This window comes from Streptomyces sp. NPDC020958 (genome assembly GCF_055562175.1).
Window position 1 is genome coordinate 209450 of the sequence record NZ_JBVHFU010000005.1, and the last position, 26542, is coordinate 235991.

General features: G+C 69.7%; 24 protein-coding genes and 2 tRNA genes. 14 read left to right on the top strand and 12 right to left on the bottom strand.

The features are described from left to right. Positions 1-119: 119 nt before the first annotated feature. Complete coding sequence (locus tag ACZ3KP_RS17910) at positions 120-3098, top strand: hypothetical protein (protein ID WP_467500598.1); 2979 nt, start codon at positions 120-122, stop codon at positions 3096-3098. A 172-nt stretch (positions 3099-3270) separates the two neighbouring features. Here ACZ3KP_RS17910 and ACZ3KP_RS17915 read toward each other — a convergent pair. Further along, positions 3271-3354 (bottom strand) — tRNA-Leu (locus tag ACZ3KP_RS17915). 427 nt (positions 3355-3781) lie between these two features. On the opposite strand from ACZ3KP_RS17915, the gene ACZ3KP_RS17920 reads away from it, so the two are divergent. The 7 genes from ACZ3KP_RS17920 to ACZ3KP_RS17950 all read left to right on the top strand — a co-directional run bounded on the left by ACZ3KP_RS17920 (position 3782) and on the right by ACZ3KP_RS17950 (position 13217). Next, positions 3782-4663 carry a DUF3662 and FHA domain-containing protein gene (locus ACZ3KP_RS17920; RefSeq protein WP_360561191.1) on the top strand — a complete coding sequence of 294 codons (882 nt, stop codon included), beginning with the start codon at positions 3782-3784 and terminating at the stop codon, positions 4661-4663. Positions 4664-4673: 10 nt separating this feature from the next. Continuing rightward, positions 4674-5195 carry an FHA domain-containing protein FhaB/FipA gene (locus tag ACZ3KP_RS17925; RefSeq protein ID WP_132888381.1) on the top strand — a complete coding sequence of 174 codons (522 nt, stop codon included), beginning with the start codon at positions 4674-4676 and terminating at the stop codon, positions 5193-5195. A 98-nt stretch (positions 5196-5293) separates the two neighbouring features. Further along, on the top strand, positions 5294-6871 hold the full coding sequence (locus ACZ3KP_RS17930) for a Stp1/IreP family PP2C-type Ser/Thr phosphatase (RefSeq protein WP_467500953.1): 1578 nt from the start codon (positions 5294-5296) through the stop codon (positions 6869-6871). Between the two features lie 27 nt (positions 6872-6898). Further along, positions 6899-8338: an FtsW/RodA/SpoVE family cell cycle protein gene (locus tag ACZ3KP_RS17935; RefSeq protein WP_467500602.1), complete on the top strand. Its 1440-nt coding sequence runs from the start codon at positions 6899-6901 to the stop codon at positions 8336-8338. Then, complete coding sequence (locus ACZ3KP_RS17940; protein WP_467500604.1) at positions 8335-9819, top strand: peptidoglycan D,D-transpeptidase FtsI family protein; 1485 nt, start codon at positions 8335-8337, stop codon at positions 9817-9819. The genes ACZ3KP_RS17935 and ACZ3KP_RS17940 overlap by 4 nt, the downstream gene beginning before the upstream one ends. A gap of 169 nt (positions 9820-9988) precedes the next feature. Further along, entirely contained in the window at positions 9989-11971 is a 1983-nt protein-coding gene (gene pknB / locus ACZ3KP_RS17945) for a Stk1 family PASTA domain-containing Ser/Thr kinase (RefSeq protein WP_467500606.1), read from the top strand. 214 nt (positions 11972-12185) lie between these two features. Continuing rightward, positions 12186-13217 carry a restriction endonuclease gene (locus ACZ3KP_RS17950; protein WP_467500608.1) on the top strand — a complete coding sequence of 344 codons (1032 nt, stop codon included), beginning with the start codon at positions 12186-12188 and terminating at the stop codon, positions 13215-13217. A gap of 96 nt (positions 13218-13313) precedes the next feature. Here ACZ3KP_RS17950 and ACZ3KP_RS17955 read toward each other — a convergent pair whose 3' ends face one another. Genes ACZ3KP_RS17955 through ACZ3KP_RS17980 form a run of 6 tightly spaced genes read right to left on the bottom strand, consistent with a single transcriptional unit; the run spans position 13314 to position 17474 of the window. Next, complete coding sequence (locus tag ACZ3KP_RS17955) at positions 13314-14063, bottom strand: class E sortase (protein ID WP_467500610.1); 750 nt, start codon at positions 14061-14063, stop codon at positions 13314-13316. A 13-nt stretch (positions 14064-14076) separates the two neighbouring features. Then, on the bottom strand, positions 14077-15126 hold the full coding sequence (locus ACZ3KP_RS17960; RefSeq protein WP_467500612.1) for a class E sortase: 1050 nt from the start codon (positions 15124-15126) through the stop codon (positions 14077-14079). Further along, the gene (locus tag ACZ3KP_RS17965; protein ID WP_467500614.1) at positions 15123-15761 is read right to left on the bottom strand and encodes an aminodeoxychorismate/anthranilate synthase component II; all 639 of its coding nucleotides are present in this window, start codon (positions 15759-15761) and stop codon (positions 15123-15125) included. Before ACZ3KP_RS17965 ends, ACZ3KP_RS17960 begins: the two co-directional genes overlap by 4 nt. Next, on the bottom strand, positions 15758-15919 hold the full coding sequence (locus ACZ3KP_RS17970; RefSeq protein ID WP_358971758.1) for a hypothetical protein: 162 nt from the start codon (positions 15917-15919) through the stop codon (positions 15758-15760). Before ACZ3KP_RS17970 ends, ACZ3KP_RS17965 begins: the two co-directional genes overlap by 4 nt. 52 nt (positions 15920-15971) lie before the next feature. Next, entirely contained in the window at positions 15972-16658 is a 687-nt protein-coding gene (locus tag ACZ3KP_RS17975; protein WP_467500616.1) for a class E sortase, read from the bottom strand. Between the two features lie 27 nt (positions 16659-16685). Next, positions 16686-17474 (bottom strand): DUF881 domain-containing protein, encoded by a 789-nt coding sequence (locus tag ACZ3KP_RS17980; protein WP_366889727.1) that lies wholly within the window; start codon positions 17472-17474, stop codon positions 16686-16688. A gap of 152 nt (positions 17475-17626) precedes the next feature. Between ACZ3KP_RS17980 and crgA the strand changes: the two genes are divergently transcribed. Further along, positions 17627-17881: a cell division protein CrgA gene (gene crgA / locus ACZ3KP_RS17985; protein WP_046727637.1), complete on the top strand. Its 255-nt coding sequence runs from the start codon at positions 17627-17629 to the stop codon at positions 17879-17881. Between the two features lie 312 nt (positions 17882-18193). Here the strand turns inward: crgA and ACZ3KP_RS17990 are convergent, their stop codons facing one another. Together ACZ3KP_RS17990 and ACZ3KP_RS17995 are read right to left on the bottom strand one after the other, a co-directional pair. Then, positions 18194-19093 (bottom strand): rhomboid family intramembrane serine protease, encoded by a 900-nt coding sequence (locus ACZ3KP_RS17990; RefSeq protein ID WP_467500619.1) that lies wholly within the window; start codon positions 19091-19093, stop codon positions 18194-18196. A 95-nt stretch (positions 19094-19188) separates the two neighbouring features. Then, a complete protein-coding gene (locus ACZ3KP_RS17995; RefSeq protein ID WP_358971748.1) occupies positions 19189-19722 on the bottom strand; it encodes a peptidylprolyl isomerase in 534 nt (177 codons plus the stop codon). A gap of 323 nt (positions 19723-20045) precedes the next feature. On the opposite strand from ACZ3KP_RS17995, the gene ACZ3KP_RS18000 reads away from it, so the two are divergent. Further along, a complete protein-coding gene (locus tag ACZ3KP_RS18000; RefSeq protein WP_467500622.1) occupies positions 20046-20732 on the top strand; it encodes a DUF5324 family protein in 687 nt (228 codons plus the stop codon). A gap of 57 nt (positions 20733-20789) precedes the next feature. On the opposite strand, the gene ACZ3KP_RS18005 is transcribed toward ACZ3KP_RS18000, so the two are convergent. Beyond that, positions 20790-20862: transfer RNA gene (locus ACZ3KP_RS18005), tRNA-Ala, on the bottom strand. A 184-nt stretch (positions 20863-21046) separates the two neighbouring features. On the opposite strand from ACZ3KP_RS18005, the gene ACZ3KP_RS18010 reads away from it, so the two are divergent. Next, positions 21047-21595 carry a helix-turn-helix domain-containing protein gene (locus ACZ3KP_RS18010; RefSeq protein ID WP_132888366.1) on the top strand — a complete coding sequence of 183 codons (549 nt, stop codon included), beginning with the start codon at positions 21047-21049 and terminating at the stop codon, positions 21593-21595. Between the two features lie 165 nt (positions 21596-21760). Next, complete coding sequence (locus ACZ3KP_RS18015) at positions 21761-23269, top strand: serine/threonine-protein kinase (RefSeq protein ID WP_467500624.1); 1509 nt, start codon at positions 21761-21763, stop codon at positions 23267-23269. On the opposite strand, the gene ACZ3KP_RS18020 is transcribed toward ACZ3KP_RS18015, so the two are convergent. Both ACZ3KP_RS18020 and ACZ3KP_RS18025 read right to left on the bottom strand, forming a co-directional pair. After that, positions 23233-24510, bottom strand: a complete 1278-nt coding sequence (locus ACZ3KP_RS18020; protein ID WP_467500626.1) for a hypothetical protein — start codon at positions 24508-24510, stop codon at positions 23233-23235. The genes ACZ3KP_RS18015 and ACZ3KP_RS18020 overlap by 37 nt on opposite strands. Positions 24511-24767: 257 nt before the next feature. After that, the gene (locus tag ACZ3KP_RS18025) at positions 24768-24896 is read right to left on the bottom strand and encodes a DLW-39 family protein (protein ID WP_003999697.1); all 129 of its coding nucleotides are present in this window, start codon (positions 24894-24896) and stop codon (positions 24768-24770) included. A 339-nt stretch (positions 24897-25235) separates the two neighbouring features. Between ACZ3KP_RS18025 and ACZ3KP_RS18030 the strand changes: the two genes are divergently transcribed. Both ACZ3KP_RS18030 and ACZ3KP_RS18035 read left to right on the top strand, forming a co-directional pair. Beyond that, positions 25236-25583, top strand: coding sequence for a DUF6344 domain-containing protein (locus ACZ3KP_RS18030; RefSeq protein WP_358971739.1), 348 nt, complete (start codon positions 25236-25238; stop codon positions 25581-25583). Positions 25584-25748: 165 nt separating this feature from the next. Continuing rightward, positions 25749-26537: a GntR family transcriptional regulator gene (locus ACZ3KP_RS18035; protein ID WP_467500629.1), complete on the top strand. Its 789-nt coding sequence runs from the start codon at positions 25749-25751 to the stop codon at positions 26535-26537. Positions 26538-26542 lie beyond the last annotated feature (5 nt).

The following is a 26542-nucleotide window of genomic DNA, read 5'->3' on the forward strand; positions in this document are numbered from 1 at the left end:
CACCGCTGCCTGCGGCAGCCCGCCGCCCGTCGTCGGCAGAGGCGTAGTCGTTCTGTTCACCCCCGTGTCCTGCGCGTATGCGATGATCCCGCTCTCATGTTCGAGAGGAATGCGACTCAATGTCATCGCACAGACGTCGTCGCTGGGTATCGATGGGTATCGCCGGTTCGGTGGCCTTCGCCGGGACCGTCGCCTTCGTCCCCACCGCCTCGGCCACCTCCGGGGTGACGGCCTCGCTGCCGGCCCGGAGCACGTCCGCGCCGCTGGTCGGTGAGGTGTCCGGGTCGGAACAGTCGGTCGTCTGGGAGCAGAAGACCTCCTCCGACACCCGGCCGCACGGCTGGCTCTCCGTCTCCGGAGGCACCCCGCAGGATCTGGGGGCGCTGGCCGACGACAGCGAGGGTGTCTCCGTCCGCACGGTCTCCGTCCAGCACTCGGTGGTGGCCGTCGCCACCTCGACGAATCCGAACGGCGCCCTCGCCGACCACGTGACCCTGCGGCACCTCGACACCGACCAGCAGGAGACCCTGGCTGTCGCCTACGACGGCTCGGGCGCCCCGGGCGACGAGCGGTACCGGGCCCAGGCCGGGGACGGCATCCTCGTACAGCAGGCCTACACCGACGCCGATTCGGCGTACCGCGTGCGCCTCGTGCTGCGCACCGCCCAGGGCGACCGCGTGCTGCTCTCCGACGACGAGCAGTACGAGGTGCTGGCCTCGGACGCCGAGGGGGCCCTGGTACTGCGGCGCACCGCGCCCGGCTGGGGCCACCGGATCGAGTACGTCGACTTCGCCACCGGCGCGACCGTCACCGTCGCCGAGCCCGACACCGACGAGCTGCCGCAGGGACTCGAGTTCACCCCCTCCCACGTCGGGGTCGTCGACGGTGCCACGCTGACCGAGTGGCGGCGCTCCGCGCCCGACGCGGGCCCCGCGGCCGTCACCCTGCCCACCGACAAGGCCCGCTGGATCAGCGACGACACCCTGGCCTGGTACGCGTGGAGCGCGGACGGCAACGAGCTGTACGCGATGTCCCGGGACGGCTCCACCCCCGCGGCCGACCTCGACGGCACGTTCCGGGACATCTCCGTGGGCGACGACGGCAGGATGCGCGCGGCGCTGTACCGGCCCGACGTGGACGCCGCCGTCCAGACCCTGCGCGACGGCAGGGTGTCCACCGCCGACGGCGACGCCTCCACCCTCCCGGCCGGTCCCGCCCGGCTGGACGCCCTGGCCCTGTCCGGCGGAACCCTCTACACCGCCGACGACTCCTCCCGCCGTACCGGTGTGCTGCTCTCCTCCGGCCTCGCGGTCGGCCCGTCCGGCGCCTCGGCCACGGCGCCGTCACGCGTCCTGGCCTACCGGACCGGCATCGTGCACCAGACGCTGGCCGCCGCCGGGAACCGTGTACTCGTCGAGCAGGGCAACGCCTACGAGGTGTACGACAAGGGGACGCCGACCGGTGTGCCGCTCCAGCTGAGCGACACCTCCGGAGACCAGGTCGTGGACTTCGACGGCGGCCACTTCCTGCTGTCCGACCAGACCACCGCCCGTAACGGCACCCTTCTGCTCTACACCGTGGCCACCGGCGCGAGCGAGCGGGTGCCCGCAGGCTCGGCCCTGTACGGCGGCGCCCTCTACACCTCGGTGAAGGAGGCGACCTCCGGCTGGTCGATCCGGCGCACCGATCTGACCGCCGGAACCACGTCCACGGTCACCACCGTGGACTGCCGGCCGGGAAGCCTCCAGGTGCGCGGCGCCTGGATCCTCCTCACCACCTGCGGATCCGCCTCCCAGGGCCTGCTCATGAAGACGGGCACCACCGCCCGTACGACGGTGGACGCCTCCGTGCTGGCACCGGTCCTCGGCACCGGGGTCCTGTACACGTTCACCAAGGACACCGCGACGAGCGTCACGCTGAACGCCCAGGTCCTGGGCGTGAGCGGAGCCACCGCGCGCGCCCTGTTCGTCCTTCCGGAGCGGGCCGACACCGCTGCCGCGCAGCGGTGGGCGGTGGACCGCGAGGCACCCTGGGCGGCGCGGCTGGACGACGACGGCGTCACCCACGCGGTGTGGGCCGGGGCTCCCTCGGTCACCTCCGCCTCCGCCTCCGTCCCGGCCGGGTTCAGCCCCAACGGCGACGGCTCGTCCGACACCTGGGCCCCGGTCTGGGCGTACAACCGGCCGGTTACCTGGACACTCACCCTCAGTTCCGGTACCACGCGGGTACGCACCCTGTCCGGAACAGCCTCCGGCGGCACGGTCGCCCCGGTCTGGAACGGCAAGAACGACGCGGGCGGCACGGCCGCGGAAGGCGCCTACACCTGGACCCTGGCCGTCAAGGACACGGCCACCGGCGTGCCCGCGGCCGGCGTCACCGGCGCGGTCGCCCTGCGCAGGACCGCCCCCGCCGCGACCGTCACCGCCCCCGCCCTGGCCAGCGACGCCTCGACCCGTGCCGTGATCCCGGTGAGCTGGGCGGCGAAGACGGCGGGCGTGACGTCGTACGACGTCGGCTGGCGGGTCGCCACCCGCGGCAGCACGGGTGCCTGGACGCTCGGTCCGCTCAAGACCTGGCGCAGCCGCACCACGACGAAGTCCGGCAGCTTCGGCTCCTCCGGCAGCCCGGTGACGCCGCAGCCGGGTCTGACCTACCGCTTCTCCGTACGCGCCCATGACGACGCCGGACAGACCGGACCCTGGACAGCGGCCGTCACCAGCGGCATCCCCGTCGACGACCGGTCCTCGGCGCTCGCCTTCCACGGGACATGGGGCAAGGCGTCGGTGGCTGCCGCCTGGTCCGGAACCGAGCGGGTCTCCGCCACGAAGGGGGCCTCGGCCTCCTTCACGGCGGACGGCACCAAGCTGCGGATCGTCGCGACCCGCACGTCCGGCGGCGGCCGTTTCGCGGTCGTGGTGGACGGGGTCACGGTGGGCACGGTGAACACCTACGCCTCGACGACGGGACACCGGAAGGTGGTGTTCACGTACACCCTCGGTACGCGGATCACCACGCACAAGGCGCAGCTGAAGGTGCTGGCCGGCAGCGCGCCGGGACGCTCCACCGTGCACCTGGACGCGGTCATGGTCACCCGCTGACCGGTGCGCTGCAGCGACGGCACCGGCGCCCGCGCCCTGAGACCTTCCTCACAGACCAGACCGCCGACGGCTCCAAGCCGTCGGCGGTCTTCGTGTTCTTTCCCACAGGAAACGGAACGAGCAGAAAACGGAACGAGCGGCATCGTGATCACGATGCCGCTCGTTCCATCTGTGCGCGAGGGGGGAGTTGAACCCCCACGCCCTTGCGGGCACTGGAACCTGAATCCAGCGCGTCTGCCTATTCCGCCACCCGCGCATTGGGTGTGTCTTCCGGCTTCAGACCCGTTGTTTCCTTCGGGCTGGCCCCTTCCGACATCGAGAACACTAGCACGTGGGACAGGGTGGGTTCACATCCCTTGTCTCTGGGCAGCGCTCACCTGGTGATCACCGTGACCACCAGGATCACGTACCGGGCGGTCGGCGTTCACGTATCAACCTCGTACCGGTCCACGTCATCTGCCCAGGAGACGGATCGGGTCCACAGTCAGGTGCGGGACACTGGTCATGGGCCACCTCTACGATCCTGGGAAGAAGGAGCGCCGATCCTCGACGGGAGAAGCGCGCCGAGCGGTTCGAAGAGGGGTCGCTCGGGGAACCGGCTGATTGCCGGGCGCGTAGATACGATCAGTGAGCGGCAGCGGTCACGGCAGGCAGTACGGGCAAGGCGACAGAGGAGGTGCCCTGTGGGAGTCCTGAAGAAGTTCGAGCAGCGTCTCGAAGGTCTGGTCAACGGCACCTTCGCAAAGGTGTTCAAGTCCGAGGTCCAGCCCGTGGAGATCGCCGGTGCGCTGCAGCGCGAGTGCGACAACAACGCGACCATCTGGAACCGGGACCGGACCGTCGTACCCAACGACTTCATCGTGGAGCTGAGCGCCCCCGACTTCGAGCGGCTCAGCCCCTACTCCGGGCAGCTCGGCGACGAGCTCGCCGGGATGGTCCGCGACTACGCCAAGCAGCAGCGCTACACCTTCATGGGGCCGATCAAGGTCCACCTGGAGAAGGCCGACGACCTCGACACCGGCCTGTACCGGGTGCGCAGCCGCACCCTCGCCTCCTCCAGCAACCAGCAGGCCCCGGACCGCGCTCCCGCGGGCGGCGCCCCGCAGCGACCGGGCGGCTACGGCTACCCGCCGGCCGGCGCGGCCGCCCCGCCGATGCCGAGCGCGCCGCCGCCCGGCGCCCCGCAGCGCCCCGGCGGCTACGGCTACCCACAGCCGACCCAGCCCGCCGGCCAGCGGCCCGCCGGACCCTCGGGACCCGTCGGCGCCCCGGCGCCCGGCTCCCGTACCCGCTACTGGATCGAGATCAACGGCACCCGCCACCAGATCTCCCGCGCGACACTCGTGCTGGGCCGCAGCACCGAGGCCGACGTGCGGATCGACGACCCCGGCGTCTCCCGCCGGCACTGCGAGATCCGGACCGGAACGCCCTCGACGATCCAGGATCTCGGGTCCACCAACGGCATCGTGGTGGACGGGCAGCACACCACCCGCGCTACGCTCCGCGACGGCTCGCGGATCGTCGTGGGCAGCACCACCATCATTTACCGGCAAGCCGAAGGGTGAAGCGGGGGCAATGTCAGAGCTGACCCTCACGGTCATGCGGCTGGGTTTCCTGGCCGTACTGTGGCTGTTCGTGATCGTGGCCGTGCAGGTCATCCGCAGCGACCTGTTCGGTACGCGCGTCACCCAGCGCGGATCGCGTAGGGAAGAAGGACGCCGGCAGCAGCCCGCCGCCCGACAGCAGGCCGCGCCCCCGCAGCAGCGCGGCCAGCAGCCCGCGGGCGGCGGCCGCCGGCGCAACGCCCCGAGCAAGCTGGTCGTCAGCGAAGGCACCCTGACCGGGACGACGGTCGCGCTCCAGGGGCAGACCATCACCCTGGGCCGCGCCCACGACTCGACGATCGTGCTGGACGACGACTACGCCTCCAGCCGCCATGCCAGGATCTACCCGGACCGCGACGGACAGTGGATCGTCGAGGACCTCGGCTCCACCAACGGCACGTACCTGGACCGCTCCCGGCTGACGACTCCCACGCCGATCCCGCTGGGCGCCCCGATCCGCATCGGGAAAACCGTCATCGAGCTGCGGAAGTAGTGCTACATCATGATTAGGCGCGAGCGGAGCGAGCACGCAGCGGCGGACCGGACGCCGGTCCTTTGCGCGCTCCCGACCGGAGGGTGGGCACCGTGCGGATGTACCCGGAGCCGACGGGCGAGGTGCGCATGAGTCTGTCACTGCGCTTCGCCGCCGGATCGCACAAAGGCATGATCCGGGAGGGCAACGAGGACTCCGGCTACGCCGGTCCCCGGCTGCTCGCCATCGCCGACGGCATGGGCGGCCAGGCCGCCGGCGAGGTCGCCTCCTCCGAGGTGATCTCCACCCTCGTCACGCTCGACGACGACGTCCCCGGCTCCGACATCCTCACCTCCCTCGGCCACGCCGTGCAGCGCGCCAACGACCAGCTGCGCGCCATGGTGGAGGAGGACCCGCAGCTGGAGGGCATGGGCACCACCCTCACCGCCCTGCTGTGGACCGGCCAGCGACTCGGCCTCGTGCACGTCGGCGACTCCCGTGCGTACCTGCTGCGCGACGGCCTGCTCACCCAGATCACCCAGGACCACACCTGGGTGCAGCGGCTCGTCGACGAGGGCCGGATCACCGAAGAGGAAGCCACCACCCACCCGCAGCGCTCGCTGCTGATGCGCGCGCTGGGCAGCGGCGAACACGTCGAGCCCGACCTCTCCATCCGCGAGGTGCGCGCCGGGGACCGCTACCTCATCTGCTCCGACGGACTCTCCGGGGTCGTCTCCCACCAGACCCTGGAGGAGACACTCGCCAGCTACCAGGGCCCGCAGGAGACCGTGCAGGAGCTGATCCAGCTCGCGCTGCGCGGCGGCGGCCCCGACAACATCACCGTCATCATCGCGGACGTCCTCGACCTGGACACCGGCGACACCCTCGCCGGCCAGCTCTCCGACACCCCGGTCGTGGTCGGCGCCGTCGCGGAGAACCAGCAGCACCTGCACGACAACGGCTTCATGCAGACCCCGGCGGGCCGCGCCGCCAACCTCGGCAGGCAGGGCCACGGTCAGGGCGGGGGCGGCGAGTTCGGCCCGCCCGGCTCCGGCGACACCACCGGCTACGCCCCGTCCGGCAGCTTCGGCGACTACACCGACGACGACTTCGTGAAGCCCCGCAAGGGCCGCAAGTGGCTGAAGAGATCCTTCTTCGGCGCCCTCGCCCTCGCCGTCGTCGGCGGAGGCCTGTACGGCGGCTGGCGCTGGACGCAGACGCAGTACTACGTCGGCGCCAACGGCGAGCACGTGGCGCTGTACCAGGGCATCAGCCAGGACCTGGCCTGGGTGTCGCTGTCGAAGGTCGAGACCGACCACCCCGAGATCGAACTCAAGTACCTGCCGCCCTACCAGCAGAAGCAGGTCAAGGCCACCATCGCCGAGGGCGGTCTCAAGGACGCCCAGTCCAAGGTCCAGGAACTGGCCGTACAGGCGTCCGCCTGCAAGAAGGAGTCGGAGCGCACCGCGGCCGCCTCCAAGGCCAGCTCCAAGACCGGCACCAAGACCGGCCAGGGCGAGGCCGGCGGCACCACGGGAACCACCAAGACCTCTCTCACGTCCAAGGCCTCGCCAAGCCCTTCGCACTCGGCGTCCTCCACGGCGTCACCGTCCCCGTCCCCCTCAGCGACCCCCAGCCCCGGCCCCACCCTCTCGGAGGATGAGCAGAAGGTCGTCTCGCTGTGCGGTAAGCAGTAGGCAAGCCGTGAGAGGCCCCGTCACACCATGAGCAGTACTACCAACACGTCGACGCACCACACGTCCACCATCGGCTCCATCGGCACGCCGAGCCGACGCAACACCGAGCTCGCGCTCCTGGTGTTCGCCGTCGCCATCCCGGTGTTCGCCTACGCCAACGTGGGCCTGGCCATCAACGACAAGGTCCCCGCCGGCCTGCTCAGCTACGGCCTGGGCCTCGGCCTCCTGGCCGGCGTCGCCCACCTCGCCGTCCGCAGATTCGCCGCGTACGCGGACCCCCTGCTGCTGCCGCTGGCCACGCTCCTCAACGGCCTCGGACTCGTGGTCATCTGGCGGCTGGACCAGTCGAAGCTGCTGCAGTCCATCAAGCAGGCCGGCACGGCGGCCCCCCGCCAGCTGCTCTACACGGCGATGGGCATCGCGCTCTTCATCGCGGTGCTGGTCTTCCTCAAGGACCACCGCGTCCTGCAGCGCTACACCTACATCTCGATGGTGGGCGCGCTCTTCCTGCTGCTGCTCCCGCTCGTCCCGGGCCTCGGCGCCAACATCTACGGCGCGAAGATCTGGATCTCGGTCGCCGGGTTCTCCATCCAGCCCGGTGAGTTCGCCAAGATCGTCCTGGCGATCTTCTTCGCCGGCTACCTGATGGTGAAACGGGACGCCCTCGCACTCGCCAGCCGCCGCTTCATCGGCCTCTACCTGCCGCGCGGCCGCGACCTCGGTCCGATCCTGGTCGTCTGGTTCATCTCGATCCTCATCCTGGTCTTCGAGACCGACCTCGGTACCTCGCTGCTGTTCTTCGGCATGTTCGTGATCATGCTGTACGTCGCCACCGAGCGGACCAGCTGGATCGTCTTCGGCCTGCTGATGTCCGGGGCCGGCGCGGTCGGCGTGGCCAGCTTCGAACCGCACGTCCAGCAACGTGTCCAGGCCTGGCTCGACCCGATGAAGGAGTACACGCTCAGCCAGCAGGGCGTGGCCGGCCACTCCGAGCAGTCGATGCAGGCGCTGTGGGCCTTCGGCTCCGGCGGCACCCTGGGCACCGGCCTCGGCCAGGGCCACTCCGACCTCATCCGCTTCGCCGCCAACTCCGACTTCATCCTCGCCACCTTCGGCGAGGAACTGGGCCTGGCCGGCCTCATGGCGCTCCTGCTGGTCTACGGCCTGATCGTGGAACGCGGAGTCCGCACCTCGCTCGCCGCCCGCGACCCGTTCGGCAAGCTCCTCGCCATCGGCCTCTCCGGCGCCTTCGCGCTCCAGGTCTTCGTCGTCGCCGGCGGCGTGATGGGCCTCATCCCGCTGACCGGTATGACCATGCCGTTCCTCGCCTACGGTGGTTCCTCGGTCATCGCCAACTGGGCGCTCATCGGCATCCTCATCAGGATCAGCGACACCGCCCGCCGCCCGGCACCCGCCCCCGCCGGCAATCCCGACGCCGAGATGACCCAGGTGGTCCGCCCGTCATGAACAAGCCCCTGCGCCGGATCGCGGTCTTCTGCGGCCTCCTGATCCTCTCCCTGCTGCTGCGCGACAACTGGCTCCAGTACGTCAAGGCCGACACCCTGCGGACGGACCCGAAGAACCGCCGCGTCACGATCGCCCGCTACTCCACCCCGCGCGGCGACATCATCGTCGACGGCAGCCCCATCACCGGATCCACCGCGTCCGGCTCGTCCGGCCTCAACGACCTCAAGTACAAGCGCACCTACAAGAACGGCCCCATGTGGGCCCCGGTCACCGGCTACGCCTCCCAGGCCTTCGGCGCCAACCAGCTGGAGTCCCTCGAGGACGGCATCCTCACCGGCAACGACGACCGGCTCTTCTTCCGCAACACCCTCGACATGGTCACGGGCAAGCAGAAGCAGGGCGGCAACGTCGTCACCACGCTGAACGCCGCCGCGCAGAAGGCCGCGTACAACGGCCTGAAGAGCCAGGGCGGCAAGGGCGCGGTCGTCGCCCTGGAGCCCTCCACCGGCAAGATCCTGGCCCTCGCCTCCTACCCGTCGTACGACCCCTCGGTGTTCGCCGGGAACTCGAACAACGACGCCGCGGCGTGGAAGAAGCTGCAGAAGAAGTACGACCCGAACGACCCGATGCTGAACCGGGCGCTGCGCGAGACCTACCCGCCGGGCTCCACCTTCAAGGTCGTCACCGCCGCGGCCGCGCTCCAGAACGGGCTGTACACCTCCGCGGACCAGGCCACCAACTCGCCGCTGCCCTACGTCATGCCGGGTACCACCACCGAGCTGAAGAACGAGGGCAACATCCCCTGCAAGAACGCGACCATGCGAGTCGCGCTGCGCGTCTCCTGCAACACCGTCTTCGGCAAGATCGGCGCCGACCTCGGCAACGACAAGATGCTGGCCGAGGCGAAGAAGTTCGGCTTCGACCAGGAGCAGTTCACGCCGGTCCGCTCCAGCGCCTCGGTCTTCTCCGACAAGATGAACCAGTCGCAGACCGCGCTGTCCTCGATCGGCCAGTTCAACACCGCGGCCACCCCGCTGCAGATGGCCATGGTCGCCTCCGCGGTCGCCAACGACGGCAAGCTGATGAAGCCGTACATGATCGACAAGCTGCAGTCCTCGGGTGTGGACACGATCTCCCAGACCGACCCGCAGGAACTGAGCCAGCCGCTCTCCTCCGCCAACGCCCAGATCCTCCAGTCGATGATGGAGACGGTCGTCAAGGACGGCACCGGCAAGAACGCGCAGATCAGCAACGCCACTGTGGGCGGCAAGACCGGCACCGCCCAGCACGGCGTGGAGAACAGCGAGAACCCCTACGCCTGGTTCATCTCCTACGCCAAGCTCCCCGACGGCAGCAAGCCGGTCGCGGTCGCCGTGGTCATCGAGGACGACCAGGCCAACCGTGACGACATCTCCGGCGGCGGCCTCGCGGCCCCGATCGCGAAGAGCGTGATGGAGGCGGTCATCAACTCCAAGAAGTGAGCCCGATCACGTTCGCTTCACATCGGTGCACGTTGCGATACCGGTCCTGTATCGGGTTACGGGCTTGGCCAGGTCACACAAACACAGCCGGGTACGGTAGGCCCGGACGGCAGCCTCCGGCCACACACCCGTGGCGGCCGGGACCGACGGAGAGGGCTGGTAGGTAGCTATGGAAGAGCCGCGTCGCCTCGGCGGCCGGTACGAGCTGGGCCACGTGCTCGGCCGTGGTGGCATGGCGGAGGTCTACCTCGCGCATGACACCCGGCTCGGTCGCGCGGTGGCGGTGAAGACGCTGCGCGTGGACCTCGCGCGCGACCCGTCCTTCCAGGCCCGGTTCCGCCGGGAGGCCCAGTCTGCCGCCTCGCTCAACCATCCCGCGATCGTCGCGGTCTACGACACGGGCGAGGACTACATCGACGGGGTCTCGATCCCGTACATCGTCATGGAGTACGTGGAGGGCTCGACGCTGCGCGAGCTGCTGCACTCCGGACGCAAGCTGCTGCCCGAGCGCGCGATGGAGATGACCATCGGCATCCTCCAGGGCCTGGAGTACGCGCACCGCAGCGGCATCGTCCACCGTGACATCAAGCCCGCCAACGTCATGCTGACCCGCAACGGCCAGGTCAAGGTGATGGACTTCGGCATCGCCCGCGCCATGGGCGACGCCGGCATGACCATGACCCAGACGGCGGCGGTCATCGGCACCGCCCAGTACCTCTCCCCCGAGCAGGCCAAGGGCGAGCAGGTGGACGCCCGGTCGGACCTCTATTCGACGGGTTGCCTCCTCTACGAGCTGCTGACGGTACGACCGCCCTTTGTGGGCGACTCCCCGGTGGCCGTGGCCTACCAGCACGTCCGTGAGGAACCGCAGCCCCCGTCGGTCTTCGACCCGGAGATCACGCCCGAGATGGACGCGATCGTCCTGCGGGCCCTGGTCAAGGACCCGAACTACCGCTACCAGTCGGCGGACGAGATGCGCGCCGACATCGAGGCGTGCCTGGACGGCCAGCCGGTCGCGGCCACGGCCGCCATGGGCTCCGTCGGCTACGGCGGCTACCCGGACGACCAGGCCACCACCGCACTGCGGGCGGACGCGGGCGCGACCAGCATGCTCCCGCCCATGAACCCGGACGACGGCGGCTTCGGCTACGACGACCGCCCGGACCGCCGCCGCCAGCAGAAGAAGAACAACACCTCCACGATCCTGCTCGTGGTCGCCGGCATCCTGGTGCTGGTCGGCGCGATCCTGATCGGCAAGTGGGTGTTCAGCGGCGGCGCCGGCAACGACACGGTCTCCGCGCCGACCTTCATCGGGCAGACCGAGAGCGCTGCCAAGAAGATGGCCGACAACGCCGGTCTCGTGGTGGCGACCACCAACAAGACCTGCGCGGACCAGCCCAAGGGCAGCGTCTGCGACCAGGACCCGAAGGCGGGCACCGACGTCAAGAAGGGCTCGACGGTCAACCTGGTCATCTCGACGGGCGCGCCGAAGGTGGTCGTACCGAGCGTCGTCGGCCAGAACATCGACGACGCCACGAACACACTTGAGGGCGACAAGTACAAGTTCGTCGTCAAGACGAAGCAGCGGACCTCCGGCGAGGACCCCGGCACCGTCCTGGAGCAGGATCCCGCCCTCGGCGCGGAGGTCCAGAAGGGCTCCACGATCACCCTCACCGTCGCCAAGGCCGAGGAGAAGTCCACGGTCCCCGACGTCAGCGGCAAGAGCTGCGACGACGCCAAGGCGCAGATGCAGGCCAACAACCTGACCGGCAACTGCTCCGAGGTGGAGACCAACGACCCCAACCTGGTCGGCAAGGTCGTCTCGACCGACCCGCAGGCCGGTCAGAAGGTCGACAAGAACTCCACGGTGAACATCCAGATCGGCAAGGCCAAGCAGCAGACGCCCGTGCCGACCGTGGTCGGCCAGACCGTGAAGCAGGCCAAGCAGACCCTCCAGGCAGCCGGCTTCACCAACATCCAGTTCAACGGCGACTCCAGCGACAACGCCTTCGTCACCAACCAGGACCCGGCCGCCAACACCGGCGAGGACGACCCCGGCAGCACGCAGATCACCCTCACCACGGTGAGCTTCGGCAACGGCAACAACAACGGGGGCAACAACGGCGGCTTCATCGGCGGCAACAACGGCTGATCCTGCACCGAACAAGAAATGTCCCGGCGTCCTCCTGGAGGACGCCGGGACATTTGTTCATAGGCAGACGAAGCCGATCACGTCCAGTGAGGGTCCGCTCAGTAGTTTCTCCATCGATCGTGCCTTCGGACATCACACCTCGTTGATCAGATCGGGTGGGGACTCGCAGCTCTGCCCTGGCCGTACGGCCACGCCACGAACGAAAGGGCAGAACGTGATCGACGAATCGGCGCTGCTGGAATCGATGAGCCTGCGCGACAGCGTGCTGGACCGCACGGACGTGCTCGACAGGGTGAAGGCCCTGTCGCTGCTGCCGGACGGGATGCATGTGACGACGGCGATGGTCGCGGCGTACTTCGAGGTGGGGCTCACCGCCATCTCATCTCTGGTCCATGATCATCGGGAAGAACTCGAAGCCAGCGGCTACCGCGTGTTGACAGGTTCAGAACTGACTTCCTTCAAGGAACTCAGTGGGATCCAGTCACGCACAAGGTCACTCGCCCTCCTCTCTCGTCGCGCCGTCCTCAACGTCGCCATGCTCCTCCGCGACAGCGAAGTCGCACGTCAGGTGCGCGTGTATCTCCTGGACATGGAGTACCTGGCCCGCACACAGCCTGTGGAAAACCGCGCCCCGGGGGACCTCGGGGACCTCGACGACCGCATCGACCAACGCATCACCCACATCCTCAGCAAGACCGTCGTCCCGATGTTCAACGCCCTGATCGAAACATCAGGGGAACACCGCGCGGAGTTGATCGCCCTACGGACCGGCGTCCAGCGCATCGAGCGGCGGCTCCACCAGCACCACACCCGGCTGAAGCGGCTCGAAGGGATCAGGGACGACCGCCCCACCATCGGAGTCATGGCAGCCATGGACGCCATGAACGGCCGCACGTTCGAGCGTCACGTCGCCAAACTGCTGATCCGCGACGGGTGCACCAACGTCGTCGTACAGGGCGGCCCCGGTGACCGGGGCGTCGACATCATCGGAATCACGGCCGACGGCCGGCGCCTCGTCGTCCAGTGCAAGAGGTTCGCGCCCTACCTCAACATCACCAGCCCCGAGATCCAGAGGTTCATCGGGGCCGCCAAGGTTCTGTACAGCGCGGACGTGGCTCTCTACGTGGCCACGTGCCCCTTCACTCCGGAGGCCCTGAGTATCGCCGCCGAAGGCGGTATCACCGCCGTGCACCGCGGGGTGCTGGAGGAGTGGAGCGCCGGTGAGCCGCTCAGGATCCTGGAGTAGGTACGGCCTGACGTGAAAGGGCCCGAAGTCGCAAGAGATGGTTGCGGCTTCGGGCCTTCGTCATGCTAGGCGACCGGGCTCCCGCAAGGAGCTCAGTCAGCGCAGTTCCTTCGGCGGAGTCCGCTTGCTGTCGACCTTCTGCACCCGTACCAGCTCGCCCCAGACGACGTACCGGTAGCGGCTCGTGTAGACCGGGGTGCAGGTGGTCAGGGTGATGTAGTGGCCGGGCTTCTTCTTCCCCGACTCCGTCGGGATCTGGGAGAGGACCTTGACGTTGTACTTCGAGGTCTCCGGGAGGATGTCGTAGACCTTGTAGACGTACCAGTCGTCGCGGGTCTCGAAGACGATCGGGTCGCCGACCTTCACCTTGTCGATGTTGTGGAACTTCGCGCCGTGGCCGTCCCGGTGGGCGGCGAGGGTGAAGTTGCCGGTCTTGCCGGTCATGGGGAGCACGGCCTTGGCGGGGTCCGTGTAGTAGCCGGCCACCCCGTCGTCGAGCACGTCCGTCGAGGTGCCCTCCTCGACCAGCACCTCGCCGTTCTTCATGGACGGCACGTGCAGGAACCCGATGCCGTCCTTCGTGTCGAGCGCGCCGGGACCGGTGTCGTGCTGGGCCCAGGTGTCACGGACCTTGTCGCCCTCGCGGTCCGCCTTGCGGTCCGCTATCACGTTCGTCCACCAGAGCGAGTAGACGACGAACAGGCCGAGCACCAGGCCCGCCGTGATGAGGAGTTCACCGAGGACGCTGACCGCCGTCGCGATCGGGCCGGTCGGCCGGCGGCGCGGCGCGGGCCCCGCCGCCGGCGCGTCGGTCTGCTCTTCGGTGTCGTCGGCGGTCGCTGCCACAGTTCCTCTGCCCTTACTCGACGAGCGCGTCTGGCTTGCCCTTGCTGCGTGGGCGTTCCTCGACCATCTTGCCCCAGACGATCAGCCGGTACTTGCTGGTGAACTCCGGCGTACAGGTGGTCAGGGTGATGTACCGGCCCGCCTTGGTGAACCCGGAACCCTTCGGGATCGGGTCCAGCACGCTCACGTTGCTCGGCGACGTCACCGGCAGCATCGACGTCACCTTGTACACGAAGTACTCGTCCTGCGTCTCGACCACCACCGCGTCCCCGGGAACCAGCTTGTTGATGTACCGGAACGGCTCACCGTGGGTGTTGCGGTGCGCGGCCAGACCGAAGTTGCCGGTCTTGTCCTGGGGCATCGCGGTCTTCAGCGCACCCTCGCCGTAGTGCCCGACCATGCCCTTGTCGAGGACGTTCTTGTTGCTGACGCCCTCGGCGATCGGCGCCACCACGTCCAGCTTCGGGATGTGCAGGATGGCGAAGCCCTGGCCGGGCTCGAAGACCCCGGGGGCCCGCTTGCCGCTCGCCCAGTCCTGCTGCAGGGAGTTGGTCTCACTGCCGGCCTGGGCGTGCGCGCGCACGTTCGTCCACCACAGCTGGTAGGTGACGAACAGCAGCATCAGCACACCGGTGGTGATGAACACCTCGCCTATCGCCCGGCTCGCCAGGACGGCGGGGCTGGGCCTGCGCAGCCGCTCCCGGCGACGGGCCTCCACCCGGGACAGCGGACGGCCCGACGCCTCCTGCTCCTGCACCGGTGTCTCCGCCGCGCCGCCCCGACGGCCACCGCGGCGCTTGGCGGCCTTTCTGCGGGCCGCTCGGCCGCCTCCTGGCACTCCGGTGACGGAAGGGGCCGCTGTGCCCGCAGAAGCCGACATGGGCAGCGGATCGGGGATCCGCAGGGCGACCGTCTCCTCGTCGATCGGCGGCAGGTACGCCGTCGGCTCCCCGCCGGCCGGCACCGGCGGGAGGTACGCCGTCTCCCCGAGCGCGCCGGATCCCCCGTACGACTGATCCCCGTACGAGGTATCGGTCTTGCGCTCGGGGCGCAGCGCGGTCACGCCGTGGCCCTGCCCACCACCGGGGCGAGCCCCGCCGACCTCGCCACGGCCCCCTGGTCACCGCACTCCACCAGCCAGTTGGCCAGCATCCGGTGACCGTGCTCGGTCAGCACCGACTCGGGGTGGAACTGCACGCCCTCGACCGGGAGTTCCCGGTGCCGGAGCCCCATGATGATCCCGTCGTGGGTGCGGGCGGTCACCACCAGCTCGGCCGGTACGGTCGCCGGCTCGGCGGCGAGGGAGTGGTAGCGGGTGGCGGTGAACGGCGACGGGAGCCCGGCGAAGACGCCCAGGCCCTCGTGCTCGACGAGCGAGGTCTTGCCGTGCAGCAGCTCGGGCGCCCGGTCCACCACACCGCCGTACGCCACCTGCATGGACTGCATGCCCAGGCAGACCCCGAAGACCGGGACGCCGGTCGCGGCGCAGTGCCGGACCATGTCCACACAGACGCCCGCCTCCTCGGGGGTGCCGGGTCCCGGCGACAGCAGGACGCCGTCGAAGCCGTCCTGGGCGTGCGCGGTCGACACCTCGTCGTTGCGCAGCACCTCGCACTCGGCGCCCAGCTGGTACAGGTACTGGACCAGGTTGAAGACGAAGCTGTCGTAGTTGTCGACGACGAGAATCCGCGCGCTCACTGGTTGTCCACCGTCACATCGTTGAAGGGCAGCAGCGGTTCGGCCCAGGGGAAGACGTACTGGAAGAGGATGTAGACCACGGCGAGGACCAGCACGACCGAGATCAGCGCCCTGACCCACACGTTCCCCGGCAGATGCCGCCAGATCCAGCCGTACATGCCGTCCCTTCCGTTCCACCACGGCACCAGAATCCCGCCGTACTGCACCAGACTAACGGCGCAACGCCGCGGGTCTGCCTGCCTCCACAGGCTGTGTGGAGTCCAGATGCGCCCAGACGATCAGCCGATGGCTGTGACCCCACTCCGGATCGCACGTGGTCAGCGTGAGATAGCGCCCCGGACCCGTGTACCCCGACTTACGTGGCACAGGGTCGATCACTTCAACGTCCGTCGGAACTGTTTTGTAAGGGCCTTTGTCGATCCGATACGTGAACCAGGTCGTCCCGTCCGTCAGCACGATCGCGTCGCCCTCGCGGAGCTCCGGGAAGTCGAGGAACGGGTCACCGTACGTGCGCCGGTGGCCGGCCACCGCGAAATTGCCCACCTGGCCGAGCCCGGCGGTCCCCGCGTAGTGGGCGAGGCCCTTCCGCAACACGTCGGTGCCGGTGCCCTCCAGGACCGGCTTGTTCCACGTGAAACCGAACCGCGGTATGTACATGATCGCGAACGGCCTGCCGTAGTGGTACGCGGCGGGCCGGGCGGGAGCGCTCGTGGCCGCCTTCGCCGTGGAACGCACGGTGGCGCCCGCCGACCACTGCTTCTGCAAGCGGTCGATCTGGTCGTGCATGACACTGTCCGCCCGCACACCGGTCCAGAACAGCACGTACACGACGAAGAGCACGATCAGCGTGCCGACGGTGACGCAGAGCTCGCTGACGGTCCTGACGATCACTCGCACCGGCGGCTCCCGAAAGTGACGGGCTGCTTACCCCACGGGCTTGGCGTAGTGCAGGTCCACTGTGCCCGAGTAGCCGGGAAGAGTCACCGTCCCGTCCTCGGTGACTTTCCAGCCGAGGCCGTACACGTTGACGTACACCATGTAGTTCTGGATCGCCTCGGAGTCCGCGAGCGCCTTCTGCATCCTCGCCGGGTCCCCGACCGCCTGGATCTTGTACGGGGGTGAGTAGACGCGGCCCTGGAGGATCAGGGTGTTGCCGACGCAGCGCACCGCGCTGGTGGAGATCAGCCGCTGGTCCATGACCTTGATGCCCCGGGCGCCGCTCTGCCAGAGCGCGTTCACCACCGCCTGCAGATCCTGCTGGTGGATGACCAGGTAGTCGGGCTGCGGCTCGGGGTAGCCGGGCAGCTTGGCGGTGGCGTTCGGCGGGGCGTCGTTGAGCGTGACGGTGATCGCCCTGCCGGTGAGCTTCTGGGTGCCCGCGTCCTTCTCCAGGCCGGTGAGCTTCTCGTCCTGGGCCTTGGTGGAGCCGTCGTCGCGCTCGGCGAGCTTCTCGTTGCCGTCGCGGGTGCTCGCGTTGGACTCGTCGAGCTCCTTGTTCTTGCGGCTGCGCTCCTGGATCAGGTCGGACAGCTTCAGCAGGTTGTCGTCCGAGCGGATGTCGGTGCCCTTGGCCGTGTTGAAGCTGGTGAAGAAGAGGAGACCGGCCAGGGCGAAGACGCCCACGGTGAGAATCCGCACCGGCCGGAAGCCGCGCGTGCGGACCGGGCCGGAAGACGTTGATCCGGTCGCGCTGGAGTCGGCAGAATTGCTCAACGTACCCTTATCTCCTTCGGCGCCGTAGAAGCACTACGCTAACGGACGCCCGGGGGAGCGCTCAGTGCGCCCTTACTGTCCCCTTGTACGCTGCCCCGAGCCCGACCCAGTTACCTGCGCGGCCACGCAGCGCATCGACAGGAGAGACCCTCGTGCCGAAGTCACGTATCCGCAAGAAGGCCGACTACACGCCGCCCCCGGCGAAGCAGGCGACCGCCATCAAGCTGAACAGCCGTGCCTGGGTCGCACCGGTGATGCTGGCCATGTTCCTCATCGGGCTGGCCTGGATCGTCGTGTTCTACGTGACCGACGGCTCGCTGCCGATCGACAGCCTCGACAACTGGAACATCGTCGTGGGCTTCGGGTTCATCGCGGCCGGCTTCGGCGTCTCCACGCAGTGGAAGTGACCTCGGCCGACAGCTCTGCCCAGGGCTGTTCGCTGAGTTATCCACAGCTTGGAGCACTGTCCACACCCCACCTGGGGAAAAGAACGACGATCTGTGGATAACCCATCGAGCGTTGACGCCGGTACGACTACCACAACACTGACGACCTGACCGCGCGCCCCCTGCCTGACCTGCAAGAACGCAGGTGAGTTGCCGGGGGCACAGGTGTGCGCGCACGTTGTGCACAAGATCGGCGACCGTCTGTGGACAACGGTTCGGTATCGGTACGGAGAGCCGTCGTGCACGGGCTCAGGTGAGCTGCGGTCCTCGGGCTCAGGTGAGCTGCGCGGTCCTGACCAGCGTGAGCACCACGACCACCACCAGCACCAGGGCGCAGGTGCCGTACTGGATCAGGTTCCGCCGCTCACGCGGGGCGTGCACCATGGCGTACCCGGTGACGACACCGGCGACCAGGCCGCCGATGTGGGCCTGCCAGGCGATGCCGCCGCTGAACGTGAAGATGAGGTTGATCACCAGCAGGGCGATGATCGGCCGCATGTCGTAGTTGAGCCGGCGGATCAGCACCGCGGTCGCGCCGAAGAGGCCGAAGATGGCGCCGGAGGCACCGAGCGAGGGCTGGTTCTGGGCGGCGAGCAGATAGGTGAGGGCGCTGCCGGCCAGGCCGGAGACGAAGTAGAGCGTGAGGTAGCGGGCGCGGCCGAGGGCCGCTTCCAGGGGGCCGCCGATCCACCACAGGCTGAGCATGTTGAACACGATGTGCATGTAGTTCGAGCTGTCATGCAGGAACATCGCGGTCAGCATCCGGTAGTACTGGCCCTGTGCGACGCCCTCGACGGCGCCGTACTGCGGGAACCAGGCCTGGCCGATCAGGTCGAAGCGGTTGGTGAAGCTGTCCCCGACGGAGACCTGGACCAGGAAGACCGCGATGTTGACGCCGATGAGGATCTTCGTGAGCAGCCTGGGGTCGGCGGTGACCGTACCGCCGGCGAGGGTGCGCGGCCGGGAGGCGGCCGGGGGCGGCCCGCTCTGGCCTGTCGCGGTGCCCCGGACGCACTCGGGGCACTGGAAGCCCACGGAGGCGCTGACCATGCACTCGGGGCAGATGGGGCGCTCGCAGCGGGTGCAGTGCACGCCGGTCTCCCGGTCCGGGTGCCGGTAGCACTTGGGCAGGCTGTGAGCGTCGTGCGTGCTGCCTGCCGCCTGGTCCTCCATGGGGTCCCCTCGTTCGTCGTGAACACCATTGTGCCCCGCACATCTCTACGGACGGGCGGGGCGTTCGGTTCCCTTCGGGAGGTCGTCCGGGCCGCTCAGCTCGCGCGCTTCTCGACGACGACGGTCTCCAGGACCACCTCGTGCACCGGCCGCTTGTTGGGTCCGCTGACCGGGACCGCGGCGATGGCGTCCACGACCTTCTGACCGGCGGCGTCGGAGACCTCGCCGAAGATGGTGTGCTTGCGGTTGAGGTGGGGGGCGGGGTTGACCGTGATGAAGAACTGGGAGCCGTTGGTGCGGGGACCGGCGTTGGCCATGGCCAGCAGATAGGGGCGGTCGAAGCGCAGCTCGACGTGGAACTCGTCCTCGAACTTGTACCCCGGTCCGCCGAGGCCGTTGCCGAGCGGGTCGCCGCCCTGGATCATGAAGCCGCTCATCACCCGGTGGAAGAGCGTGCCGTCGTACAGCCGGTTCGTGGAGACCTCGCCGGTTCCGGGGTGGGTCCACTCACGCTCACCCTGCGCCAGCTCGACGAAGTTCCTGACCGTCTTCGGCGCGTGGTTCGGGAAGAGCCGGACCTCGATGTCGCCGAGGCTGGTCTTCAGGGTGGCGTACAACTGCTCGGCCACGATCCGCCTTCCGTTGTGCTCACGTGTGCGCGGGGTTCAGCCCCTGTGGGATGTGACGCGACGATCCTCGCACGCCACGGCGGCCGCGCGACCCGTCCGCCGTCCCTGGGCGGACATCCTCACCCATCGCTTGCGGAAATCCGGTCCTGTCCCCACACACGGGGGCGCGGGGAGCCGATCCGTGGCATTGTCGTCGGCGGGCCCCTCGTAGCTCTGGTTGCACCCGTATGCCCGTCCTCGCGCGCCGCTCGGCCCGTCGGCAGGCATGATCCCTAAAAGGGTGGAAAGTCGAATTCCGTACGCCACCGAGGAGGAGGAAACCCGTGACCCGCAAAGAAAGCGTGCGCGCCGCGACCAGCTCGGCGAAGGACAGCGTGCGGCACGCCGCGGAAGTGGTGGCGCCCTACGCCGACACGGCCAAGGAGCGTGCCGCCCACTACGCACAGGAGGCACGCGTACGGCTCGCGCCCGTGGTGTCGCAGGCCGCGGAGCAGGCCCGCGTCCAGTACGACGCCCATCTCGTGCCGCGCCTGGAGCAGGCCCGCACCCATGTGCCGCCGATGGTGGACCAGGCCGCGCACGACGCCGCCGACCTGACGCGCAAGGCCGCCCGGCAGGCCGCCGAGTACTCACGTCCGAAGATCGAGCAGGCCGTGGCGGCTGCCGGACCGGTCCGCGAGGAGGCCACCGCACGGGGCGCCGCCGCGCTGGCCGCGCTGCGCGGCAACGTCTCGGCCGAGCAGATCGAGAAGCTGGCGCGCCGCAACGAACGGCGTTCGGCGTGCGGCCGGGCGTTCAAGGCGTTCGTGGTGGTCGGGGCGGTGGCCGGGGCCGCCTTCGCCGCCTGGAAGTGGTGGGACAAGCAGGCCAACCCCGACTGGCTGGTCGAGCCGCCCGCCGCGACGGAGGCCCCGGAGACGGGTCGTCTCGGCTCGGTGGACGGCAGTTCTCCCCTGGACCCCGAGGTGCAGGCCAAGGAGGCGGAGGAGGACGCGTCCCGGGACGACTGACCACCGCACACGAAGAACCCCTCTGACCTGCTTTCGTGCAGGTCAGAGGGGTTTTTGTGGAGCCTAGGGGAGTCGAACCCCTGACATCCGCCATGCAAAGACGGCGCTCTACCAACTGAGCTAAGGCCCCGTACGGGAAGCGACCGGCCGAGCGAAGGGTCCGCCGGTCGGTGCCGGGGACCAGAGTACCGGGTCTCCCCCCGTACCTCGCAAAAAGATTGGGGGTCCCCGCGGATGACCACTCTCCGTAAGATGCTCGGCGGGGTTCGCTGTAGCGAACCGCGGTTTTTTTGGGGAAGCGATGGGGAGACGCAATGGACGCCGCACAGCAGGAAGCCACCGCCAGAGCGCGGGAGCTGCAGCGGAACTGGTACGGGGAGCCGTTGGGGGCGCTCTTCCGTAAGCTCATCGACGACCTGGGGCTCAACCAGGCTCGTCTGGCGGCGGTCCTCGGACTGTCCGCGCCCATGCTGTCGCAGCTGATGAGCGGCCAGCGGGCGAAGATCGGAAACCCGGCTGTGGTCCAGCGGGTGCAGTTGCTCCAGGACCTGGCGGCCCAGGTCGCCGACGGCAGTGTGAGCGCGGCCGAGGCGACCGAGCGCATGGACGAGATCAAGAAGTCCCAGGGGGGCTCGGTGCTCAGCAACACCACGCAGACGACGAGCGGTTCGGGAGCTCCGACGGTCAAGCGGGTGGTCCGCGAGATCCAGTCGCTGCTGCGCTCGGTGGCCGCCGCCGGCGACATCATCGACGCGGCGGACACCCTCGCGCCGACCCACCCGGAGCTCGCGGAGTTCCTGCGGGTGTACGGGGCCGGCCGCACCTCGGACGCGGTCACGCACTACCAGTCGCACCAGAACTGAGTCACGGCCCGGTGCACCGGAGGGGGTCCGGTGCACCGGGCGGGGCGCGGTCCTGGCCGCGGGGGTCACGCGAGAGGGGTCGTATCGCTCATCCGGGGGAAGCAAGGGGGGTACAGGCCAGGAGGGTGTGGCAGGGGGGACTCGAGGGGGAGGCTGCGGGCAGTCATGGGTGAGGTCTTCGCGGGCCGGTACGAACTGGCCGACCCGATCGGTCATGGCGGAGTGGGTGCCGTCTGGCGTGCCTGGGACCACCGGCGCAAGCGCTATGTGGCGGCCAAGGTGCTCCAGCAGCGCGACGCCCACGCGCTCCTGCGGTTCGTGCGGGAGCAGGCGCTGCGCATCGACCACCCCCATGTGCTGGCTCCCGCCAGTTGGGCCGCCGACGACGACAAGGTCCTGTTCACGATGGACCTGGTCGCCGGCGGCTCACTGGTCCACCTCGTCGGGGACTACGGCCCGTTGCCGCCGGCTCTCGTCTGCACCCTCCTCGACCAGCTGCTCTCCGGTCTCGCCGCGGTGCACGCGGAGGACGTGGTCCACCGGGACATCAAGCCCGCCAACATCCTGCTGGAAGCCACCGGCACGGCCCGCCCGCGCCTCAGGCTGTCCGACTTCGGCATCGCCATGCGGCTCGGCGAGGCCCGGCTGACCGAGACCAACCTCGTGGTCGGCACACCGGGTTACATCGCTCCCGAGCAACTCATGGGTGCCGAGCCCGACTTCACGGCCGACCTGTTCGCCGTGGGGCTCGTCGCCCTGTACCTCCTCGAAGGCGCCAAGCCGGACGCCAAGGCGCTCGTCCAGTACTTCGCGGAACACGGCACCCCGGGCGCCCCCAAGGGCATCCCCGACCCGCTCTGGCAGGTCGTCGCCAACCTCCTCCAGCCTGATCCGCGCGCCCGTTTCCACACGGCCACCGGTGCGCGCCGGGCGCTCGCCGAGGCGAGGGAGCTCCTCCCGGAGACGGACGCGGACGACGAGTTGATCGAGATCTTCGACCAACTGGGGCCCCTGCCCGAGGGATTCGGACCGGCAGGACCACTTCGACCGGCTTCGGGGCTGGACACGGCGAAGGGGGACGCGATCCCGGGCCCGGCCACCGGGACAGGGGTGGCAGCGGGGACCGGGACGGGGACTGCGTACAGGGCTGGTGGGGGCACGCCCTCGGGCCGGTCCGCTTCTGCGGGGACGTCGCGACCTCAGGCGGGCCCTCCTCCTGTCACCGGCACCGGCACCGGCCACACCCCGGTCTCCATGTCCGACACCGGCAGCTTCCGGCTGCCGCCACCGCAGATCCCGACGCCCGACACGCCCGCCCCACTACCCCAACCGGGGCCTGCTCCACAGCCCCTGTCACAGCCGCTGCCCCCGCCGCGCCCCGCTCCGGAGCAGGTCGCCGCCACCCTCTGGCCCCCCGCTCAGCCCCTCCCGCCCGCCCTGCCGGACACCGACACCGACACCACCACCGCCACCTACACCGCGCGCGACCCGCAGAGCCCGAAGCGCCCGGGGAGTCCGGGAAGTCCGGGGAGTCCGCCGACGTCCGCCCGCACGCACGGCCGGCGCCGGCGGCGGGTACGCCGGGCCGGCCCTCCCGCCAAGGCGGCGGTGCCGATCCTGCTCCTCGCGCTGGCCTGTTACGCCGTGGGTTTCTGGGCGTTGACCCGGATCTGAGCGCGCCGGGCGGTCAGCGTCCACACGCCCAGGACGAGCAGCAGCGCCGTGCCGGTGCCGATCCCGGCGACCGCGAGCGCCCGCATGGTGGGATCGCCGGAGGCGCCCCCGGTCACGAGGCCCCCGGTATCCGCCGCCGCCGCGTCGAAGACACCCTTCGGCACGGACGAACCGGCGTACACGGGGCCGGAGTTCGGGGCGCCGTCGACGCGGATCCGGAGCGTCACCCCGTACGGCCCGGGCCCGAAGACGGCCGAGGTCTGCCCGGTGAGGTGGACCACGAGGTAGTAGGCGCCGGCGAAGCGGACGGCGTTCTGCTCGCCGGAGACGGCGTACCGGTTGGTGTAGGCCACGGGCGGGAGCGGGGCGAGGGAGGACGACTTCTGGGTGCCGTCGTAGCCGAGGGAGAGGTCGTCGACGTAGCCGCGGACGGGGTTGTAGAGGGAGAGGTTGAGCGCGGCGCTGACGTAGCCGTGGGCGTCGCCGCCGCTGCTGTCCAGGTCGACGGTGGCGTGGAGTTGCCGGCCCCAGTCGACCGGGACGGCGTAGTAGAGGGTCTGGCCGGGGGCGATGTCGGTGTGCCAGACGCCCTGGCCGAGAGTCCGGGCCGTGCTGAAGCCCGCGCCCCCCGGGCGCCGACGGGGGTCGCCGGTGAGCGGTGCGGGTGACGCGGAGTCCCAGGTCCCGGGGGCGGTGGTGGCGCCCGCGTGGGCCAGGGGCGGTTCGGTGACGGGCGCGATCTCCAGGTCCCAGCTGCCGGGGGTCGTGGTCTTCGAGCCGGTCACGAGCCGTTCGACGACCAGGTAGTACGTCCCGGCCCCCTGGCACAGGGCGCGGTTCGCGTCCCGCCGCCCGAGCGCGGTGATCGGCTGGGGGCTCAGTCCGGCGCCGAAGCGGGCGCCGTCGTAGTCGCAGGAGACCCCGTCGGCGTTCTCGACCGAGACCCCTATGCCGTCGCTCGCGGAGACGGTGGCGTCGGCGGGCGGGACGGCGGTGACGGGGACGTAGGCCGTGGTGCCGGCGGCGAGCTCCAGACGGTAGTAGCGCGCGCTCTTCTCCGGGAGGGTGCTGCGGTAGGTGGTGCCGGGCCGCAGCAGGACGGCGTCCGCGGTGCCCGTCGTCCCGGCGACCGTACGGGCGTTCGCGGCGAAGGCGTATCCGCTGCCGCCGTCCGCCACCGCCCAGGCCGCCGGGAGCAGTCCCGTCAGGAGTGCCGTCAGCGATACCGACAGTGCGAGCACACCTGCCACCCCGCTGGTCCGCCCCGCCGTACGCCACCGCCCCGCCGTACGCCACCACCCCGTCACGCGCGCCCCCAGCCGTCGCTCGCCAGCCGCCGAAGTTCCGGACGGGCCCCATACTGCCCCGCGCGTCCCCGCGCCACCCGGAGATCCGTACGACCGTCCGAAACACCCACCGCGCCCACGCGGCCCGGGCAACGCAAAACCCCGACCGCTACGGCGGCCGGGGTCTCGGTGTCGTCTGTTGTCGGGAGTACTCACGAACCCGTGGGCACGGAGTCAGTCGCCTCCGTCCACAGATCCTGCTCGGCGCGATCCGCCTGGATCTGGCGGTACACGAGGAGCCCGCCGATGGCGGCCAGTGCGACCAGGAGAAGCTTCTTCACCGCGCGACCTCGTCTCTTCCTTGACGTAGGGGACCTCTGGCGCCCGACTATACACACCGACCGATACCGATCGGTGACCTGGCGTCCGGCCCCAACTCGGGCCCGCGGCACGGTGTTGCCCGGCACGGACGCCGTTCCGATCGGAGGGTGATCACCCCCTTACAGCCGGTTACTTTGCACCCTCTCGCGCGGTTTAAGAGGTTTTCTGACCTCCCTACGTCCATCCGGGTGGTGTTCATCAGAACATCGACGCGCCACGGGTCGAGGTCCCCCACTTCGCAACCCCCATACACATCATGAGGAAAGTACGCAAATCGCCCAACCCGAAAGTGAGGGGCCATGGCCCGGAACGCCAAGGTCATGAAGCTGTGGACCGCCATCGTCACCGCCTTCCTCGCGCTGTTCACGGCGCTCGGATTCGTCGCCGCCACCACCGCCGCCGCGGTACCGGGGACCGAGGCCCCGCGCAACAGCAGCGGTGACGACCACGACAAGGGAACCGACCGGGTGATGATCCCGGCACAGACCCACTGGCTCTGGTCCCACGCCAGGTCCCTGCCCCCCACGATGAAGCAGCGCATCCGGGCCGAGGCCCACGGAAAGTCCCCCAGCTGCCGGCACCGCCCCCTGGACACCACCGAGTCGGAGACCACGGGAGACCATCCCGCCGCCCCGCTCGACTGCTGAGCCGCACGGACAGTCCAGACGCAACGGCGCAAGGGCGACTTGCGTACGTACCAGCGCCTACTGCGACTCAGCCCCGTGGCCGGACACCGGCCACGGGTCTTCGCACATCCCAGCTCAGCACCGCTCGAGTCGGCAAGTCCTGTTGAGGAGTCGTAGGCTGGCTCCGTGCCCAAGGCCTACGAGGCGATCGCCGATGATCTCCGCCGGTCCATCAGGAACGGCGGGCGCGAACCCGGCGCCCGGCTCCCCTCCGAGACGGAGCTGGCTCGGCACTACGGCAGGAGCGTCCCGACGGTCCAGAACGCCCTGCGGCTGCTGAGTGCCGAGGGACTGATCGACAGACGGCACGGCAGCGGCACCTTCGTGCGCCGCCCGCGCACCCGCGCGGTGCGGGACAACGGGCGGTACCAGTGGGAGAAGGACCGGGCCCGGATGCCGGAGGCCACCCGGGCCCAGACCGGCGCGACCGAGCACGACACCGGCCTGGTCGTCGACGACCTGGTCTTCTTCGCCCGCTACCGCGAGCTGACCGCGTCCGGCGAGCTCGCCGACGCGTTCGGGCTGCCGGAGGGCACCGCCCTGCTGGAACGCACCTTCCGCACCCGGCACGCGGCCGAGACCGCTCCCTTCAGCCTCGTGACCTCCTATCTGGTCCGTGACCTGATCGCGGCGAACCCGGCTCTCCTGGACGAGACCAGGGAGCCCTGGCCGGGCGGCACCCAGCACCAGCTGCGCACCGTCGGCATCGAGGTGGACCGCGTCGAGGAGCGCTGCACAGCCCGGCCGCCGACGCCCGAGGAGGCCCGCGCACTGGACCTGCCGGCCGGCACCTCGGTGATCGTGCTGCGCAAGCGGTCGTACGACATCCACGACCGCATCGTGGACGTCACGTCCGTCACGCTCCCCGGCGACCGCACGGAACTGCTCTACACCACACGTCTGGAAAGGTGGTGAGCGCT